Source organism: Microbacterium sp. A8/3-1 (genome assembly GCF_040267695.1).
GTDB lineage: Bacteria > Actinomycetota > Actinomycetes > Actinomycetales > Microbacteriaceae > Microbacterium > Microbacterium luteolum.
This window is the reverse complement of the sequence record NZ_CP158357.1, coordinates 1,209,246-1,227,307: the sequence shown is the minus strand read 5'-3', so window position 1 is coordinate 1,227,307 and position 18,062 is coordinate 1,209,246. Positions and strand designations below refer to the sequence as shown.

Below are 18,062 nucleotides of genomic sequence, written 5' to 3'. Positions count from 1 at the left end.
GGGGACAATGGGGACATGGCAGATCCGCCCGCGTCCGCTCCGCGATTCCTCGCCCCCGCGCAGGTCGCCGAGCTGCTGAGCATCGGGGTCGACGAGGTGATCACTCTCGTCCACGAGGGCCGTCTGCGCGGGTCGCAGCTCGGCACTCCGCCTCGCTGGCGGGTGGAGGAATCCAGCCTGCAGGACTATCTGGCCGAGCAGTCCGAGATCTCTCGACGTATGGCGTTGTGGCGGCAATCCCAGACCGCGAGCTTCCCCGAGGTCTGGGGAACCTCGTCGGCTCACGGCATCTGAGTCCCCGGTGTCCGCACGGCGACGAGCCGCGGGAACGGGATGATCCGGAACGCCTGGACCGCGGACGCGCGTCTGGCGTCTCCCGCCTCGTGCACGGCCAGATCGAGGTGATCCGCCGCGGCGCGGTCGATCGTTCCGTGGACGTCTTCCCCCGTGAGGGTGCTCACCTGCACGGCGACGCGACGTCGCGCGAGATCGCGTAGCACGAAGCCGAGGGTCATCCGCTCTCGAAGCGTGTGGTCGGAGGGTGCCGCCTCCTCCACGCTCGCGAGGATCATGCCGTGATCGAGGGTGATGCCGGCGATCGCGTGCGCCGGCATGAGGAGCGTCGACGCGGCGGCCTGCGTCCCCTCAGCCACTCGGGAGGTGGCCGCGATCCAGTCCGCCCCGAGAGCGCGCAGCGTCACCGGGACACGCCGTCCGTTCGCGAGATCGACCACGGCCTCGGCGCTGAAGGCGCACAGCCTCCGCAGTCGCGCACGGAGCTCGAGACGCGCGATCCGCAGGCGCTCCGACTCGGCGTCGAGCGCGGCACGCTCGGCCTCCCACTCCGATGCCAGCTGACCCTCGAGGTCTTCGAACAGTCGATCCCAGTGCATCCGACCGAGAGTAGGCCACGTCGGGTCTCGGTGTACGAGTTATCCACATTCCTCTCGTGCGACGCCCTCCGGAGCGGCTTCCCCGTGCTCTACTGACGCGCAGCCCGCCACGACCGAGAGCACGATGATGACGCTTCACGAGTACTTCGCACCGCAACCGACGCCGACCGTCGAACTGCCCGACCCCGTTCCACTGCTGCGGAGCCTGATGCAGGGCGCTCTCGAGGTGCTCGCCGGAGTCAGGGAGGTCGATCAGCTGGCCCGATGGTTCAGCGAGGACGCCTTCCGGAGTCTGGCGACCCGGGCGAATCTGTCGGCCAGAGCGCGCAGCGCGAGGGGAGTCCCGCCCGGGCGTCCGACGTTCGAGATCCTCTCCATCCGGGTGTGCGAGCCGACGGACGGAGTGATCGAGGCGGTCGTGGTCGTGGCAGGTCCCGGACGCACCCGCGCGGTCGCGGTGCGTCTGGAAGGCCTGGATCGTCGGTGGCGCGCGAGCTCTCTGGCCATTCTCTGAGCTCGGTCGCCCTAGGCTGGTGGGGTGTCAACCCTCAGTGATCTCGCCCACGCCCAGGGTCGTCTGACCGACAGCGACGTGGAGTGGCTCCATCGGCTCGCCGGCGACGGCCAGCTCCTCGCCGACCTCGCGTCGGCGGACATCGTCATCTGGATCCAGACCGAGGACGGATCGTTCGTCGCCGTGGCCCATGCGCGGCCCAGCGGTGCAGCGACCCTCTTCTACCGGGACATCGTGGGAGAGCGCGTGCGTCCGCAGTGGCGCACGCAGGTGCAGGGAGCGTTCGAGTCGGCGAAGATCGTCGACTCCTCGTCGCCCGACTGGTTCGAGGAGACCCCGACGAGGGTGCGCGCCGTCCCGATCGTTCGGGATCGCGGAAACGCCGACCACGGTCCGATGGTGATCGGCGTCGTGACCAGGCACACCAACCTCGGAGAGGCGCGGACGCCGTCCCGCCAGCAGATCACTTTCGACGAGTGCGCGAACGACCTCTTCCGGATGATCGCCGACGGCAGCTTCCCCGACCTCGCCGCACCGACATCGCCGCGCCGCGGTGCGCCCCGCGCGTCGGACGGTCTCATCCGCATCGACGTCGACGGGATCACGACCTTCGCGAGCCCGAACGCGCTCTCGGCGTTCAACCGGATGGGATTCGATGACGAGCTCGAGGGGGAGTCGCTCGCAGAGGTGACCACGCGGCTCGTGCCGCCGTCGCGCCAGGTGGACGAGTCGCTCCCCGTCGTCGTCACCGGTCGCGCTCCCTGGCGCACCGACATCGAGGCGCGAGGGGTGACCGTGTCGCTGCGGGCCATTCCGCTCAAGGACCACGGGACCCGGATCGGGGCCATCGTGCTCTGCCGCGACGTGTCGGAGCTGCGTCACCAGGAGCAGGAGCTCATCACCAAGGATGCGACCATCCGCGAGATCCACCACCGGGTGAAGAACAACCTCCAGACCGTGGCCTCGCTGCTGCGCATCCAGGCGCGGCGCACGCACTCCGACGAGGCCAGGGACGCCCTCACGCAGGCGATGCGCCGGGTGGACTCGATCGCCGTCGTGCACGACACGCTCGCGCAGGGGCTCACGCAGAAGGTCGATTTCGACGAGGTCTTCCATCGTGTGCTCAAGCTCGTGGCAGAGGTCGCGTCGGCGCCGAACACGCGGGCGCGCACGCAGTCGACCGGACGCTTCGGCGTGCTGCCGAGCGAGTACGCGACGCCGCTCGCCCTGGCCCTCACCGAGGTCGTGACGAATGCCGTCGAGCATGGACTCGCGGGCCGGGAGGGGCTGGTGACGATCGACGCCACCCGTACCGAGGACAACCTCCGCGTGACGGTGCACGACACCGGTCTCGGACTGCCGGAGGGCCGGATCGGTCAGGGACTCGGCACCCAGATCATCCGCACGCTCATCCAGGGCGAGCTCGGCGGCACGATCGAGTGGCGCGGAGCCGACGGCGAGGGCACAGAGGTGGTCATCGACATTCCGCTGCGCTGGCTGCAGCCCTGAGCGACCTCCACGCACACGAAAGCGGCCTGAGAGCAGGTCTCAGGCCGCTTCCGTAAAGGTCAGGACGCGCGGCGGGCGCGTGCGGCGCGGCGCTTCAGAGCGCGACGCTCGTCTTCGGAGAGGCCGCCCCAGACGCCGGAGTCCTGGCTGCTCTCGAGGGCGTACTGCAGGCAGATCTCGGTCACCGTGCAGGTGGCGCAGACGGTTTTCGCCTTCTCGATCTGGTCGACGGCCGGACCGGTGTTCCCGACAGGGAAGAACAGCTCGGGATCGACAGTCAAGCAGGCGGCTTTGTCGCGCCAGTCCATGGGGGCTCCTCGGTGTGGATTTCCAAAGTGGTCGTGACATGACCGCTCTGATTTCGGGCGACTGTTCGGGTTCAGTTACCCTGTTGATATGCGGACGGATGCCCGCGAATTGTGATGCGAGCGAATCGCCCGCCCCACGCCGCTGTGGGAGCACATGACGCTGTCTATTCTGTTACATGAAACCTGCGAAATCAAGGGTTTTCCGCCTTCTCACTCGATTCTCAGGAGACACATCGTGCGCGCACCCGGACTCGCCCTCGCGGCGGCAGTCGTCCTCGCCGCAGAGGGCGCGGCGCTGCTCGTTTTCGCGGTCATCGAGCTCGCGGGTCTCGGCGCCGGCGACGCCGCGTCCCTTCCGACAGCCCTCGCCCTGATCGTACTGACGCTGATCGGCGTGGCCGCCCTGATCGCCTTCGCGATCGGCACCCGCACCGGGCGCTCGTGGGCGCGATCTGGGGGAGTGGTCTTCCAGGTGCTGGCGGTCGCGCTGGCGCTGGCCTCGCTCACCCTGCAGCCGATCTCGTGGCTCTTCACGGTCGCCGTCGGCCTGCCGGGACTGCTCGGCTTCGTCCTGCTGATCGCCAGTGCGCGACGCGAGGGCGAGCAGCGCGCGGCGGAGTGAACGACCGCTGAGACGGCCAGGAGTCAGGCGTCGATGCCGAGCAGTTTGCGGATCCGTGCGACGTGGCCGGTGGCCTTGACGTTGTAGAGCGCGAGGTCGATGACGCCGTCTGCGTTGAGCACGAAAGTCGAGCGGATGACGCCCTCGATGACCTTGCCGTAGTTCATCTTCTCGCCCCACACGCCGTAGGCGGAGTGGACCGCGTGGTCCGGGTCGCTGAGGAGGGTGAAGGTGAGGCCGTCGCGCTCGCGGAACTCGGCGAGAGTCGACGGCTCGTCGCGGGAGATCCCGATGACACGGTAACCGGCGCCCTGGAGCGAGCCGATGCTGTCGCGGAAGTCGCAGGCCTGCGTCGTGCACCCCGGGGTCATCGCCGCCGGGTAGAAGTACAGGACGACCTTCTCCCCGCGCAGGTCGGCGAGGGCGACACGGGAGCCGTCCTGGTCGAGAAGGCTGAAGTCGGGGGCGGCGGTTCCGGGTTCGAGGCGCTGGGTCACCCTTCCAGCCTATCGGCCGGGGGTCTGCTCGGCCTTGTCGGAGAAGGTCTGCAGCAGCCGCTGCAGCGAATCGAGGCGGGCGCGTCCCGTCTCGCTGAGCTCGCCGCGCTCGGCGGCCTCGATGAGGGCGCAATCGGGGGCGTCGGCGAGGTGCGTGCACCCGCGCGGGCAGTTCTCGGCGATCTCCGCCAGCTCGGTGAAAGCCGCCAGGATGTTCGCCGGGTCCACGTGGCCGAGGCCGAACGAGCGCACTCCGGGGGTGTCGATGACCCACCCCGTGCCGAGCTCCCCGTGATAGCGCAGCGAGACGGTCGACGACGAGGTGTGGCGGCCGCGACCGGTGACCTGATTGACGTGCCCGGTGGCTCGCTCGGCCGTCGGCACGAGCGCGTTCACGAGCGTCGACTTCCCGACGCCGGAGTGTCCGACGAACACCGTGGAGTGGCCGACGAGCGCCGCACCGATCTCATCCACCGGCATCTCGTCCAGTGCGCTGGTGAACACGCGCAGGTCGAGGCCGTCGAAGTGGGCGAGGAAGTCGCTCGGATCGGCGATGTCGGTCTTCGTCACGACGAGGAGCGGACGGATGCCGGCATCCAGCGCCGCGACGAGATAGCGGTCGACGAGCCGGGCGCGGGGCTCGGGGTCGGCCGCGGCCACGACGATGAGCATCTGATCGGCGTTCGCGACGATGACCCGCTCGACCTGGTCGGTGTCGTCGGCGCTGCGCCGCAGCAGCGAGGTGCGATCGGCGATGCCGATGATGCGACTGAGCGTGCCCTCGTCGCCCGATGTGTCACCGACCACGCGCGCCTGGTCGCCGGTGACGATCGGCATGCGGCGGAGCTCCCGGGCGCGAACAGAGCTGATGACGTGCTCGTCATCGGTGTCCTCGTCGAGCAGCACCGTGTAGCGGCCCCTGTCGACACCGAGCACGCGACCGGTCTGCGCGTCCTCGTGCGCAGGGCGGCGCTTCGTGCGCGGTCGGTTGGCCTTCGGGTTCGGACGGGTGCGGATGCTGCTCTCGTCGTAATCCTCGAATTCGTCATCGAGGTCGTCGGTGTCGTCGAGCCAGCTCATCCGTCAGCTCCGCAGCATCCGCTCCCAGAGCATCGTGAACTCCGGGAGGGTCTTCGCGGTGGTACCGATGTCGTCGATCTCGACGCCGGGGACGCGCAGGCCGATGAGCGCTCCCGTGGTGGCCATCCTGTGGTCGTGGTGCGCGGCCCAGCCGCCTCCGTGCAAGGGGACGGGGATGATGCGCAGTCCGTCGGAGAGCTCCTCCGCCTCGCCGCCGATTGCACGGAGATTGCCGACGAGGGCGGCGATGCGATCGGTCTCGTGCAGGCGGATGTGTCCGATTCCGCGGATCGTCGTCGGCGAATCCGCGAAGGCCGCGAGCCCCACGAGAGTCGGGGTGAGCTCGCTCGCCGCCGAGAGGTCCATGTCGAGCCCGCGGATGCCGGACCCGGCGCGCACGGTGAGCGTGCCGCCGTGCCGGCCGACATGGGCGCCCATGGCCTGCAGGATCTCGGGGAGGAGCGCGCCGGGCTGCGTCGAGTGCGCCGGCCAGCCGGTGATCGACACCGAGCCGCCCGCGACGAGGGCGGCCGCGAGGAACGGCGCGGCGTTCGAGAGATCGGGCTCGATCGCGATCTCCTTGGCGCGGGGGACGCCGGCCTCGACCAGCCACTCGCCGACCGCGGGGCGCTCGATCCGGATGCCGCGCCGGCTCAGGGCCTCGATGGTCATGTCGATGTGCGGGAGGCTCGGCAGGTGCTCCCCGGTGTGCACGAGGTGCAGCCCGACGTCGAAGCGGGGCGCGGCGAGCAGGAGCCCGGAGACGAACTGGCTCGATGCGGAGGCGTCGATCTCGACCCGGCCGCCGCGGATGCGTCCGTGGCCACGGATCGTGAAGGGGAGGGCCCACGTGCCCTCGTCGTCGATGTCGACGCCGAGGTCGCGCAGCGCGCTGATCAGTCCGCCCATCGGACGGTGCAGCGCGGTCTCGTGCGCGGTGATGTGGACATCGTTCGCGGCGAGACCCGCGAGTGGGGCGATGAAGCGCATCACGGTACCGGCCTGACCGCAGTCCACGGTCTGGCCGCCCACCAGCTTCGCGGGCGTGACGACGAGGTCGGGGCCGAACTCGTGCCCGGCATCCACCTCCTCGATGCCGACGCCGAGGGCGCGCAGCGCGTCGACCATGCGTGCCGAATCGTCGGAGTGCAGCGGAGCGATCAGACGGCCGGGGCCGTCGGCGATCGCGGCGATGATGAGCTCGCGATTGGTCAGCGACTTCGATCCGGGGATGGTGAGCTCGGCGTGGACCGGCTCGTCCACCGTGGGCGCGGCATAGGCGCCCTGGACTCGGGCGGGGGAATACCTGTTCGCGCTCATTGGTTCTCACTTTAGTGAACAGGATGCCCGCCGCGTGAAGGCGCGGGCGTCTGCCGAGAAGGAGAGTGCATGCTGGGCACGCTGGAACGCGAGACGCTGGACATCAGCGGCCTAGACTGGCCGGTGATGGATGACACCGCAACCGCAGAGACCGTCGGCGACCCTCGGCGCGAATTCGAGGAGCAGGCGATCCCCTTCATGGATCAGCTCTACGCCGCCGCGATGCGCATGACGCGCAACCCGGCCGACGCCGCCGACCTCGTGCAGGAGACGTTCGTGAAGGCGTACGGCTCCTGGGCGACCTTCTCGCAGGGCACCAACCTCAAGGCGTGGCTGTACCGCATCCTGACGAACACGTACATCAACATCTACCGCAAGCGGCAGCGCGAGCCCTACCAGGGCACGATCGACGAGCTCGAGGACTGGCAGCTGGGCGGCGCCGAGTCGACGACCGCGACGCACGGTCGTTCGGCCGAGGCCGAGGCGATCGACCGCATGCCGGCCTCCGTCGTCAAGGACGCTCTCCAGGCGGTGCCCGAGGACTTCCGACTGGCGGTGTACTTCGCCGATGTCGAGGGATTCGCGTACCAGGAGATCGCCGACATCATGAAGACCCCCATCGGCACCGTGATGAGCCGCCTGCACCGTGGCAGGCGGATGCTGCGGGAGCTGCTGGCAGACTACGCCGCGGAGCGAGGCATCGCCGCGGCTGACACGAGGAGCACGAAATGAGCGACTGCGGCTGCGACAAGGCCCGTCAGGATCTGGAGGAGTACCTCCGCAACGAGGTGTGCAAGACCGAGCACACCGAGATCCGGGAGCATCTCGAGAACTGCGCGTCGTGCCGAGACGAGGCGCTCGTCGCCACGACGCTCACCGAGGTCGTGGCCCGCGCCTGCAAGGAGACGGCTCCCGAGCAGCTGCGCGATCAGGTGTTCGCCCGCCTCCGCGAGGTCCAGGCCTCTCAGCACTGACGATCCGCCGGAGGCCGTCGGTAGGCTGGATCGATGACCACCGATGCACGTGACGTGCCCGCCGACCCCACCTCGACCGAGCGACTGAGTGCCGCGGGACTCGACTACCGCATCGTCGATCTCACGGTCGACGAGACAGCGAACGGTTTCCAGCGGGCCGCGGACCGAGGGTTCCTCGGAGCCGAGCCGAATGCGGAGTCGCTCGCCCAGGGAAGGAAGACCTTCGCCGAGCGACGCAACATCGGGGTCTACGAACCCGGTGCTCCGGCGACCGCGTTCCCGGTGGCGACCACCAACGCCTGGGTGACGCCGCTCACCGTCCCCGGCGGTGGCGAGCTCGACATGTGGGCCATCAGCATGGTGACGGTCGCCGCCACTCATCGGCGTCGCGGCATCGCCCGGTCGCTGCTCGAGGGTGAGCTCCGTGCCGCCGCCTCTGCGGGCGTTCCTATGGCCGGTCTCACCGTCTCCGAGGCGACGATCTACGGTCGCTACGGATTCGGCTCCGCGATCCCGGTCGCGCATCTCACCATCGACACCCGTCGCGCCGGGTGGGGCGGCGCGACTCCGTCCGGACGCGTCGAGTACGTCGACCGCGAGACGCTGGCCGCCGACATCGGCACTGTGCACGAGCGTGCGCGTCGGGGCGTTGCCGGGCGCATTCCCGGCTGGCAGGGCCGCTGGGAGGGCCTCTCCGGCGCGTCGCCGGCGGGTCAGGACCGCGACAAGGTGCGAGGGGTCCGCTTCCTCGACGACGCGGGTGAACTCCGCGGCGCGCTCGCCTACACGCTGAACGAGAAGGGCGACTCGTTCCGCTTCCGGCTCGACATCGGGCTCCTCGTCGCCGAGACGCCGGACGCAGTAGCGGCACTCTGGCGTTTCGCACTGCAGCACGACCTCGTGGATGAGGTCACCGCCGATCTCCGGCCGCTCGACGATCCGCTGCCGTGGTTGGTGTCGGATCCGCGCGGCGTGACGCAGGTCGTGCATGATCACGGCTGGCTGCGCATCCTCGACCTGCCGACCGCGTTCACCGCCCGACGGTTCTCGGCTCCGATCGACCTCGTCCTCCGCGTCGAGGACTCCCTGGGCTTCGCGGCGGGCGATTGGCGACTGCGCGCGGACGCCTCGGGCGGAGCGACCGTGGAGGCCGTCACCGATGCGGAGATCGACATCACTCTCGACGTCTCCGCGCTCTCCTCGCTCTACAGCGGTGGGGTGCGAGCAGCCACGCTGCACGGCGCAGGGCTGATCACGGCGGATGCCGCGGCGGTCGAGGCCCTCGACCGCGCACTCGTCGCGTTCCCCGTGCCGTCGCTCGACATCTGGTACTGATCCGACCCTCTGACACGAGAAGGCGCCCCGACCGTGAGGTCGGGGCGCCTTCTTCGTCGGGGTCGGCTCAGCCGAGCGTCAGAGCCTCACGCAGCAGCTTCGCCTGTTCGGCAGCGTGAACCTTCGAGGAGCCGGTCGCGGGCGACGCGGAGGCCGCGCGCGCCACGGGGCGGAACGAGCGGTCACCGGGCACATCGGCGAACGCGAGGGCCAGGAACGGCCAGGCGCCCTGGTTCTCCGGCTCCTCCTGCACCCACACCAGCTCGGCGTTCGGGTACGAGTCGGTGATGGCCTTGAGCTCGTCGATCGGCGTCGGGTACAGCTGCTCGAGCCGGACCAGGGCGATCTCCGGGTTCGGGTTCTTCTCGAGGTCGGCGCGAAGGTCCCAGTGCACCTTGCCCGAGTGCACGAGAACGCGCTTGACGGCGCCGCGGTCGAGGTCGCGGTGGTCGTCGATCACCGGCTCGAACCGGCCCTGCGTGAAGGCCTCGACAGGGCTCGTCGCACCGCGGAGTCGCAGCATCGCCTTCGGCGTGAAGACGATCAGCGGCTTGCGCGGACGGGCGTAGGCCTGACGGCGCAGCAGGTGGAAGTACGACGCCGGGGTCGAGGGACGCGAGACGATCATGTTGTCCTGCGCGCACAGCTGCAGGAAGCGCTCGATGCGGGCCGAGGAGTGATCCGGTCCCTGGCCCTCGTAGCCGTGGGGGAGGAGCAGCGTCACGCTGGACTGCTGCCCCCACTTCTGCTCCGCGGCGGAGATGTACTCGTCGATGACCGACTGCGCGCCGTTGACGAAGTCGCCGAACTGCGCCTCCCACAGCACCAGCGCCTCCGGCGCCTCCACGGAGTAGCCGTACTCGAAGCCGAGGGCGGCGTACTCGCTAAGAAGGGAGTCGTAGATGAAGAAGCGTCCCTGCGCGTCGGAGAGGTTCGACAGCGGCAGCCATTCCTGGCCGTTGGCGCGGTCGTGCAGGGTGGCGTGACGCTGCACGAACGTGCCGCGTCGTGCATCCTGTCCGGCGAAGCGCACGGGCGTTCCCTCGACGAGCAGCGAGCCGAACGCGAGCAGTTCGCCGAAGCCCCAGTCGATGCCGCCGTTGCGGCTCATGTCGAGACGCTTGTCGAGCAGCTGCTGGATCTTCTGGTGCACGGTGAAGCCCTCGGGCTTGTTCACGAAGGCATCGCCGATCAGCTGGATGACCTCGCTCGGCACGCCGGTGATGTCGGGAGCGCCGACCTGCTCCTCGACCGGGAGCAGATCGGGAGCGATCGGCGTCGCGCCGGTCTCGGCCGCATGCGTCTCGGCGAACGCGATCTCCAGGCGGTTCTGGAAGTCGGCCTTCGCCTCGTCGTACTCCTGCTCGGTGATGTCACCGCGGCCGACGAGCGATTCGGTGTAGAGCTTGCGGACCGAGCGCTTCGCCTGGATGAGGTCCGTCATCAGGGGCTGGGTCATCGAGGGGTCGTCGCCCTCGTTGTGACCGCGTCGGCGGTAGCAGACGAGGTCGATGACGACGTCGCGGTGGAAGCGCTCGCGGTACTCGAACGCGAGCTGTGCGACGTGGATGACGCCCTCGGGGTCGTCGCCGTTCACGTGGAACACCGGCGCCTGGATCGTCTTGGCGACATCCGTCGCGTAGACCGAGGTGCGTCCGTCGTTGGTCGACGTGGTGAAGCCGACCTGGTTGTTGACGACCACGTGGATGGTGCCGCCGGTGCGGTAGCCGCGCAGCTGCGACATCTGCAGGGTCTCGACCACGACGCCCTGGCCGGCGAAGGCCGCGTCGCCGTGCACGAGGATCGGCAGCCAGGCGAACGTGCCGATGGGCTTGCGGTCCTGCTTGGCGCGGACGATGCCCTCGAGCACTCCGTCGACCGTCTCGAGGTGCGAGGGGTTCGCGGCGAGGTACACCGGCAGCTCGGAGCCGTCGTCGGCGACGAACGTGCCCTCGGTCCCCAGGTGGTACTTCACGTCACCGGAACCGCGCTGGTTGCCCGGCGTCTGCGTTCCCTCGAACTCGCGGAACACCTGGCCGTACGTCTTGCCGGCGATGTTCGTGAGCACGTTCAGGCGGCCGCGGTGGGCCATGCCGATCGCGGCGCCCTCGAGTCCGGCGGTCGCCGCACCCTGCAGGACCTCGTCGAGCAGGGGGATGAGCGATTCGCCGCCCTCGAGCGAGAACCGCTTCTGGCCGACGAACTTCGTCTGCAGGAAGGTCTCGAAGGCCTCGGCCTCGTTCAGCTTGCGGAGCACCCTCAGCTGCTCGTCGTGGCCGGGCTTCTGGTACTTGACCTCGACCTTCTCCTGGAACCAGCGACGCTGCTCCGGGTCCTGGATGTGCATGTACTCGATGCCGAGCGTGCGGCAGTAGGAGTCGCGGAGCACCCCGAGGATGTCGCGCAGCTTCGCGACGCGACGACCGCCGAAGCCGCCGGTGACGAATTCGCGGTCGAGGTCCCAGAACGTGAGGCCGTGGCTCTCGATCTCGAGGTCGGGGTGCGAGCGCTGCACGTACTCGAGCGGGTCGATGTCGGCCATCAGGTGGCCGCGCACGCGGAAGGAGTTGATGAGCTCCTGCACACGGGACTGCTTGTCGACGCGCTCGGCGAGGTCGACAGCGATGTCCGGGTTCCAGCGGATCGGCGCGTAGGGGATGCGGAGGGCTGCGAAGAGGTCGTCGTAGAAGCCGCGCTGCCCGATGAGCAGCTCATGCACCTTCTTGAGGAACTCGCCGGAGCCGGCTCCCTGGATGACGCGGTGGTCGTACGTGCTCGTGAGAGTGATCGTCTTGCCGATCGCGAGCTCGTTCAGCGTCTTGTCGCTCGCGCCCTGGAACTCGGCCGGGTACTCGAGGGCACCGGCGCCGATGATGCAGCCCTGGCCCTTCATCAGACGCGGGACCGAGTGGACGGTGCCGATGCCGCCGGGGTTCGTCAGCGACACCGTGGTGCCCTGGAAATCCGCCGCGGTGAGCTTGTTGTTGCGGGCGCGCGTGACGAGATCCTCGTAGGCGACGAGGTACTCGCTGAAGCTCATGGTGTCGGCGCGCTTGATGCTCGGCACCATGAGTGCGCGCGTGCCGTCGGGCTTGGGCAGGTCGATCGCGATGCCCAGGTTCACGTGGGCGGGGGCGACGACGGACGGCTTGCCGTCGATCTCGGCGTAGAAGACGTTCTGGCTGCGGAACTCGTCGAGCGTGCGGATCAGCGCCCAGCCGATGAGGTGGGTGAAGCTGACCTTGCCGCCGCGCGTACGGGCCATGTGGTTGTTGATGACGATGCGGTTGTCGATCAGCAGCTTCGCCGGGATCGTCCGCACGCTGGTCGCGGTCGGGACGGTCAGGGACTCGTCCATGTTCGCGGCGAGGGTCTTCGGCAGGCCGCGGAGCGGGGTGATCTTGTCCTCTTCGGCGGCGTCGACCGCTTCCTTCGCCTCGGGCTTGGGGGCCTGGGCGGGGATCGGCGCCGTGGCAGCCGGTTTGGTGGTCGTGCGCGCCACCGGCTGAGAGCCGATCACCGGGATCGGTGCCGTGACGGGGTGCGCCGCCGTGTCGGTGGGAGCCGCAGGTGCGGCTGCCGGAGCCGCGGAGCCGGCGGTGTCCGTGTGGTACTTCTCCAGTACCGGCCACCACTCCTTGTCGACGGAGTCGCGGTTCTCCTTGAACTGCTCGTAGAGCTCTTCGACGAGCCAGGAATTGGCTCCGAACCCCCCGTCGCCCCCGACGCCGGTCACCTGGTTCGACACGCTGTATCGCCCTCTTTCATCGCTGAAGCACTCTGGTGCAAGACGACGGCGCAGGATGCGCCCGGGTCCGCACACTCTCGACTGTCAAGCCTAACGTGTTTCGCCCCGGCAATCGTCGAAGCCGTGTGCCGACCGCGCGGCGATCTGAGTACCGTGGAGTCATGAACTTCTCAGGTGCGCAGCCGACCGTCGATCTGACCTATTCGGACGTCTTCCTGGTTCCGCGCCGATCCGCGGTGACCAGCCGGCTCCAGGTCGACCTCGCGCCGCAGGACGGCACCCCGGCGACGCTGCCCCTGGTCGCCTCGAACATGAACTCGGTCACCGGTCCGCGTCTCGCGGCCGTGCTCGCACGGCGCGGCGGCCTCGGCGTGCTCCCGCAGGATCTGCCGCTGCAGGACCTGGATGCCGCGATCCGCGACGTGAAGGCGCAGCCGGTGCTCTGGGACACGCCGATCGTGCTCCCGCCGGAGGCGTCCGTCGCCGACGCGCTCCGGCTCCTGCCTCCCACCGCCGGGCACGGAATCGTCGTGGCGCGCGGAGGTTCTCCGATCGAGGTGGGCGACGTGCTCGGCATCCTTCCGGCGACGAGGCTGGCGACGGCGCTCCCGGATGCACAGCTGGGCGACCTCGTGCACAGCGGCGTCCCGTCGATCGATGCGGAGGACATCGGCTCGGAACGGCACGCGTTCGACGTCATCACCGACGCGGCCGTCGAGATGGTGACGGTGATCCACCACGGCCACCTGGTCGGCACGCTGAGTGCACGTACCGCCCTGCGCTCCACGCTCTACCGTCCGGCCCTCGACGCCGACGGCCGCCTGGTCGTCGCGGCCGCCGTCGGCATCAACGGCGACGTGGCCGCCAAAGCGAAGGCGCTCGCCGGTGCGGGCGTCGACGTGCTGGTGGTCGACACGGCCCATGGGCACCAGGAGGGGATGCTGCGCGCGCTGCGCGCGGTCGCCGACCTCGACCTGGGACTGCCGATCGTGGCCGGCAACATCGTCACCGCCGACGGGGTGCGCGATCTCGTCGATGCGGGCGCCACGATCCTCAAGGTCGGAGTCGGTCCCGGTGCGATGTGCACGACGCGCATGATGACGGCGGTCGGCCGGCCGCAGTTCTCCGCCGTGCTCGAGACGGCGCAGGCGGCACGGGAACTCGGCGCGCATGTCTGGGCCGACGGCGGGGTGCGCTACCCGCGCGACGTGGCGCTCGCTCTCGCCGCCGGCGCGGCATCCGTCATGGTGGGCTCCTGGTTCGCCGGCACGATCGAGGCGCCGGGCGAGCTGCAGCGCGATGCCGAAGGGCGCATCTTCAAGGAATCGTGGGGGATGGCCTCGACCAAGGCGGTGCAGGCACGCTTCGGCCGTCTGGACGCGTACGAGCGTGCCCGGAAGGAACTCTTCGCCGAGGGGATCTCCTCGTCGAAGATCTACCTGGACCCGCTCCGCCCCGGACTGGAGGATCTGCTCGACATGATCACCTCGGGCGTGCGCTCGTCGTTCACATATGCCGGCGCATCATCGGTGCCGGAGTTCCACGACCGGGCTCTCGTGGGTCTGCAGTCGGCCGCGGGCTACGAGGAGGGGAAGGCCCTCCCGGTCAGCTGGTAGCCGAGTCGCACTCCCTGCCGGGTTCTGTAGAATCGTCGGCATAATGGACGACCCTCCCAGTTGCAGTACATCGCCCCACTGTCCGCCTCTCTCACCGGAGAGGAACCTCTGATGGACTACATCATGTTGGGCGTGGGGCTCCTGCTCACGGTCGGCACCGGCCTCTTCGTCGCGAGCGAGTTCGCGCTGGTCAATCTCGACCGTGCCGATCTCGAGGCGCGTCAGGCACGAGGCGAATCGCGGCTCTCGCTCACGATCAGCGCCCTCAGGCACACGTCGACGCATCTCTCGTCCGCGCAGCTCGGCATCACCCTGACGACGCTCCTCACGGGTTACACGATGGAGCCCGCGCTGTCGAACCTGCTCCGCCCGACGTTCGTCGCGTGGAGCATCCCCGAGGCGGCCGTCGCCCCGATCGCCACGATCGTCGCGATGCTGGTCGCCACGGTGCTCTCGATGATCCTCGGCGAGCTCGTCCCGAAGAACTTCGCCCTGGCGCTGCCGCGGCAGACCGCCAAGCTCGTCATCCCCTTCCAGGTCGCCTTCACGGCGATCTTCAAGCCGGCCGTCGTCGTCCTCAACGGCAGCGCGAACGGCGTGCTGCGCAGCATGGGCATCGAGCCGAAGGAGGAGCTCTCCGGCGCGCGCAGCGCGGAGGAGCTCTCCTCGCTCGTCCGTCGCTCGGCGAACGCCGGGCTGCTCGAGGCCGACACGGCCAGCCTGCTCGACCGCACGCTCACCTTCTCCCGCCTCAGCGCCGCCGATGTCATGACCGCCCGGCCGAGCATGCATGCGCTCGCCGCGGGCGACTCCGCCGATGATGTCATCCAGCTGGCGCGCCGCACCGGACACAGTCGTTTCCCGGTCTACGACGACGACCTCGACGACATCTCGGGCGTCGTGCACCTGAAGGCGGCGATCTCGGTGCCTCGCGAACGGCGCGCCGAGGTCCCCGTCGGCGCTCTCGCGACCGATGCGCTCCGCGTCCCTGAGACCGTGCACGTCGACGGTCTCATCTCCGAGCTCCGTGCTCGTGGCTATCAGCTCGCCATCGTCGTCGACGAGTACGGCGGAACGGCGGGTCTCGTGACCCTCGAGGACCTCATCGAGGAGCTCGTCGGCGAGGTCTCCGACGAGCACGACCGCACCAGAGCCGGCATCGTCCGGGGGCGCGACGGCATCATGTTCCCGGGTGAGCTGCGTCCTGACGAGCTGCGCAGCCGCGCCGGAGTCGTGGTTCCCGAAGGGGATGTGTACGACACGGTCGGCGGGTACGTCATGAGCGTGCTCGAGCGGGTGCCGACCGTCGGCGACGAGGTGACGGTCGACAGCGGCAAGCTCCAGGTCGTCCGGATGGATGGAAGGCGCGTCGATCGCGTGAGATACGTTCCGAGACCGCACGACGCAGGAGAGGAGGCCACCCGATGAACGATTGGGGAGGACTCGCCTGGCTCGTCGTGCTGCTCGTCGCCAACGCCTTCTTCGTCGGCGCCGAGTTCGCGGTCATCTCCGCGCGACGCTCGCAGATCGAGCCGCGCGCCGAGGAGGGCTCGCGGGCGGCGAAGACCGCGCTCTACGCCATGGAGCACGCGACGCTGATGCTCGCGACCTCGCAGCTCGGCATCACGATCTGCTCGCTGCTGATCCTGAACGTCTCCGAGCCCGCGATCCACCACCTGCTCGCCGTGCCGATGCACGCGCTCGGCTGGTCGGACGGCGTCGTGGACGTGGTGTCGTTCACGATCGCCCTGCTGATCGTCTCGTTCCTGCACGTCGTGTTCGGCGAGATGGTGCCGAAGAACCTCGCGTTCTCCGTGCCGGACCGTGCCGTCCTGATCCTGGCCACTCCGCTCGTCTGGGTGTCGAAGATCTTCATGCCGGTGATCTGGGTCCTGAACGCGGCGGCGAACGGCGTGCTGCGCCTGTTCCGGGTCGAGCCGAAGAACGAGGCCGCCTCGACCTTCACGCTCGAGGAGGTCGCGACGATCGTCGATCAGTCGCGGCGGGAGGGCGTGCTGACCGACACCGCGGGAACCGTGGCCGCCGCCGTGGAGTTCACGGATAAGAAGGCGCGCGACGTCGCCGTTCCGCTCAGCGACCTCATCACGCTGCCGCAGTCGACGACCCCCGATGACATCGAGAAGGCGGTCGCGCGGTACGGGTTCTCGCGCTACGTGATCGTCGATGCAGATGGCGCCCCGGTCGGCTATGTCCACCTGAAGGACATCCTGCGGGCCTCGGACGGGCCTGATGCCGCCGAGAAGCTGGTGGAACCGCTGCCCTCGAAGCGCATCCATCACATGGTGCCCGTGCAGGAGGACACCGATCTGGAGGATGCCCTCGCGCTCATGCGCCGTGCCGGTCGCCATCTGGCCAAGGTGCGCGACGCGGAGGGGCGCACGACCGCCGTGCTGTTCCTCGAGGACATCCTCGAGGAGCTCGTCGGCGAGGTGCAGGACGCCACACGTCGCATCCGGGGTCGCTGATCGCGCGCGCCTCATGACGAAGGCCGCCGTCCCTTGTCGGGGCGGCGGCCTTCTTCTCGTGCTGACCCTGGTCAGCGCCAGCGTGCGCGGTCGTACTGCGGCGGCCAGGCGACGTCGGCGCCCAGCTCGTGCGCCGCACGGAGTGCGAAGTGCGGGTCGCGCAGCCATTCGCGTCCGGCGAAGATCGCGTCGGCCGCACCGTCGGCGAGGACCTGCTCGGCCTGCGCCGCGGCGGTGATGAGCCCGACGGCCGAGACGGGGATGCGGCCGCCCTGCCGGACGGTCTCGGCGAGCGGGACCTGGTAGCCGGGGAAGACCTCGATCCGCTGGTGGGCGACGAGTCCGCCGCTGGAGACGTCGATGAAGTCCGCGCCGTGCTGCGCGGCCCATTCGCCGACCAACGCCGCCTCTTCGGCGGTGAAGCCGCCGTCGGCGTGATCGGTCGCGGAGATGCGCACGAACAGCGGCACGTCATCGCCGGCCTCCGCACGCACGGCATCCACGACGCGCAGCAGAAGCCGCGCACGGTTCTCCAGCGATCCGCCGAACTCGTCGTCGCGACGGTTCGACAGCGGGGACAGGAACTGGTGCAGCAGGTAGCCGTGCGCCCCGTGCAGCTCGAGAACGTCGAAGCCGGCGTCGACGGCACGACGCGCTGCCGTGGCGAAGGCGTCGACGATGCGACCGATTCCTGCAGCATCCAGCGCGATCGGCTCGGCGAATCCGTCGAACGCGACGGCGGACGGCGCGGTCGTCGTCCATCCGCCCCCGTCGGTCGGGACCGAGCCGCGTTCCGCTGCCCAGGGCCACCAGGTCGATGCCTTGCGGCCCGCATGCGCGAGCTGGATACCGGCGACCGCACCGCGATCGTGGATCGCCTGCACGATGGGGGCCCAGGCGTCGCGCTGCTCGTCGTTCCACAGTCCGACGTCGCGCGGCGAGATGCGCCCCTCGGGGACCACGGCGGTTGCCTCCGCGACGATGAGTCCCGCGCCGCCCGATGCGAACTGGGCGAGATGCGTGTGGTGCCATTCCTGGACGACGCCGTCGACGGCGCTGTACATGCACATCGGCGACACCCAGAGGCGATTGCGGAACGTGACGGATCGGATGGTCAGCGGGGAGAAGAGGAGGCTCACCGTTCGACGTTACCCCCGCGC

17 protein-coding genes are annotated in these 18,062 nt (G+C 69.4%); 10 read left to right on the top strand and 7 right to left on the bottom strand.

Translation table 11 applies throughout. The features are described 5' to 3' along the window. Positions 1 to 15: 15 nt before the first annotated feature. A complete protein-coding gene (locus ABS642_RS06200; RefSeq protein WP_282213821.1) occupies positions 16 to 294 on the top strand; it encodes a helix-turn-helix domain-containing protein in 279 nt (92 codons plus the stop codon). Here the strand turns inward: ABS642_RS06200 and ABS642_RS06195 are convergent. Then, positions 282 to 893, bottom strand: a complete 612-nt coding sequence (locus tag ABS642_RS06195) for a hypothetical protein (RefSeq protein WP_350352635.1) — start codon at positions 891 to 893, stop codon at positions 282 to 284. The two genes, ABS642_RS06200 and ABS642_RS06195, sit on opposite strands and share 13 nt — an antisense overlap. Before the next feature lie 127 nt (positions 894 to 1,020). Here ABS642_RS06195 and ABS642_RS06190 point away from each other — a divergent pair, with 127 nt between their 5' ends. Both ABS642_RS06190 and ABS642_RS06185 read left to right on the top strand, forming a co-directional pair. Further along, a complete protein-coding gene (locus ABS642_RS06190; protein WP_350352634.1) occupies positions 1,021 to 1,407 on the top strand; it encodes an Rv3235 family protein in 387 nt (128 codons plus the stop codon). A 24-nt stretch (positions 1,408 to 1,431) separates the two neighbouring features. Then, complete coding sequence (locus ABS642_RS06185) at positions 1,432 to 2,916, top strand: PAS domain-containing sensor histidine kinase (protein WP_282213818.1); 1,485 nt, start codon at positions 1,432 to 1,434, stop codon at positions 2,914 to 2,916. Between the two features lie 59 nt (positions 2,917 to 2,975). Here the strand turns inward: ABS642_RS06185 and ABS642_RS06180 are convergent, their stop codons facing one another. Next, complete coding sequence (locus ABS642_RS06180) at positions 2,976 to 3,224, bottom strand: WhiB family transcriptional regulator (protein ID WP_028503730.1); 249 nt, start codon at positions 3,222 to 3,224, stop codon at positions 2,976 to 2,978. Between the two features lie 235 nt (positions 3,225 to 3,459). Here ABS642_RS06180 and ABS642_RS06175 point away from each other — a divergent pair, with 235 nt between their 5' ends. Then, on the top strand, positions 3,460 to 3,846 hold the full coding sequence (locus ABS642_RS06175; RefSeq protein WP_350352633.1) for a hypothetical protein: 387 nt from the start codon (positions 3,460 to 3,462) through the stop codon (positions 3,844 to 3,846). Between the two features lie 23 nt (positions 3,847 to 3,869). On the opposite strand, the gene bcp is transcribed toward ABS642_RS06175, so the two are convergent. From bcp to aroA, 3 genes are read right to left on the bottom strand one after another with little or no spacing between them, the layout of a single operon-like run. Beyond that, a complete protein-coding gene (bcp, locus tag ABS642_RS06170) occupies positions 3,870 to 4,343 on the bottom strand; it encodes a thioredoxin-dependent thiol peroxidase (protein WP_350352632.1) in 474 nt (157 codons plus the stop codon). A gap of 9 nt (positions 4,344 to 4,352) precedes the next feature. Further along, complete coding sequence (gene rsgA, locus ABS642_RS06165; protein WP_350352631.1) at positions 4,353 to 5,423, bottom strand: ribosome small subunit-dependent GTPase A; 1,071 nt, start codon at positions 5,421 to 5,423, stop codon at positions 4,353 to 4,355. 3 nt (positions 5,424 to 5,426) lie between these two features. Further along, positions 5,427 to 6,743, bottom strand: a complete 1,317-nt coding sequence (gene aroA / locus ABS642_RS06160; protein ID WP_350352630.1) for a 3-phosphoshikimate 1-carboxyvinyltransferase — start codon at positions 6,741 to 6,743, stop codon at positions 5,427 to 5,429. Positions 6,744 to 6,869: 126 nt separating this feature from the next. Here aroA and ABS642_RS06155 point away from each other — a divergent pair, with 126 nt between their 5' ends. Genes ABS642_RS06155 through ABS642_RS06145 form a run of 3 tightly spaced genes read left to right on the top strand, consistent with a single transcriptional unit; the run spans position 6,870 to position 9,052 of the window. After that, entirely contained in the window at positions 6,870 to 7,475 is a 606-nt protein-coding gene (locus tag ABS642_RS06155; RefSeq protein WP_243408894.1) for a sigma-70 family RNA polymerase sigma factor, read from the top strand. After that, positions 7,472 to 7,717, top strand: a complete 246-nt coding sequence (locus ABS642_RS06150) for a zf-HC2 domain-containing protein (RefSeq protein ID WP_116635331.1) — start codon at positions 7,472 to 7,474, stop codon at positions 7,715 to 7,717. Before ABS642_RS06155 ends, ABS642_RS06150 begins: the two co-directional genes overlap by 4 nt. A gap of 33 nt (positions 7,718 to 7,750) precedes the next feature. Then, positions 7,751 to 9,052: a GNAT family N-acetyltransferase gene (locus ABS642_RS06145; protein WP_350352629.1), complete on the top strand. Its 1,302-nt coding sequence runs from the start codon at positions 7,751 to 7,753 to the stop codon at positions 9,050 to 9,052. Between the two features lie 67 nt (positions 9,053 to 9,119). Here ABS642_RS06145 and ABS642_RS06140 read toward each other — a convergent pair whose 3' ends face one another. Next, positions 9,120 to 12,800, bottom strand: a complete 3,681-nt coding sequence (locus ABS642_RS06140) for a multifunctional oxoglutarate decarboxylase/oxoglutarate dehydrogenase thiamine pyrophosphate-binding subunit/dihydrolipoyllysine-residue succinyltransferase subunit (protein ID WP_350352628.1) — start codon at positions 12,798 to 12,800, stop codon at positions 9,120 to 9,122. Between the two features lie 161 nt (positions 12,801 to 12,961). Between ABS642_RS06140 and ABS642_RS06135 the strand changes: the two genes are divergently transcribed. The 3 genes from ABS642_RS06135 (at position 12,962) to ABS642_RS06125 (ending at position 16,902) form a co-directional block, all read left to right on the top strand. Then, entirely contained in the window at positions 12,962 to 14,416 is a 1,455-nt protein-coding gene (locus ABS642_RS06135; RefSeq protein WP_282213811.1) for a GuaB1 family IMP dehydrogenase-related protein, read from the top strand. A gap of 111 nt (positions 14,417 to 14,527) precedes the next feature. Further along, positions 14,528 to 15,844 (top strand): hemolysin family protein, encoded by a 1,317-nt coding sequence (locus ABS642_RS06130; protein WP_350352627.1) that lies wholly within the window; start codon positions 14,528 to 14,530, stop codon positions 15,842 to 15,844. Then, positions 15,841 to 16,902: a hemolysin family protein gene (locus ABS642_RS06125; RefSeq protein WP_282213809.1), complete on the top strand. Its 1,062-nt coding sequence runs from the start codon at positions 15,841 to 15,843 to the stop codon at positions 16,900 to 16,902. Before ABS642_RS06130 ends, ABS642_RS06125 begins: the two co-directional genes overlap by 4 nt. Positions 16,903 to 16,973: 71 nt before the next feature. On the opposite strand, the gene ABS642_RS06120 is transcribed toward ABS642_RS06125, so the two are convergent. Continuing rightward, positions 16,974 to 18,041 carry an NADH:flavin oxidoreductase/NADH oxidase gene (locus ABS642_RS06120; RefSeq protein ID WP_350352626.1) on the bottom strand — a complete coding sequence of 356 codons (1,068 nt, stop codon included), beginning with the start codon at positions 18,039 to 18,041 and terminating at the stop codon, positions 16,974 to 16,976. Positions 18,042 to 18,062 lie beyond the last annotated feature (21 nt).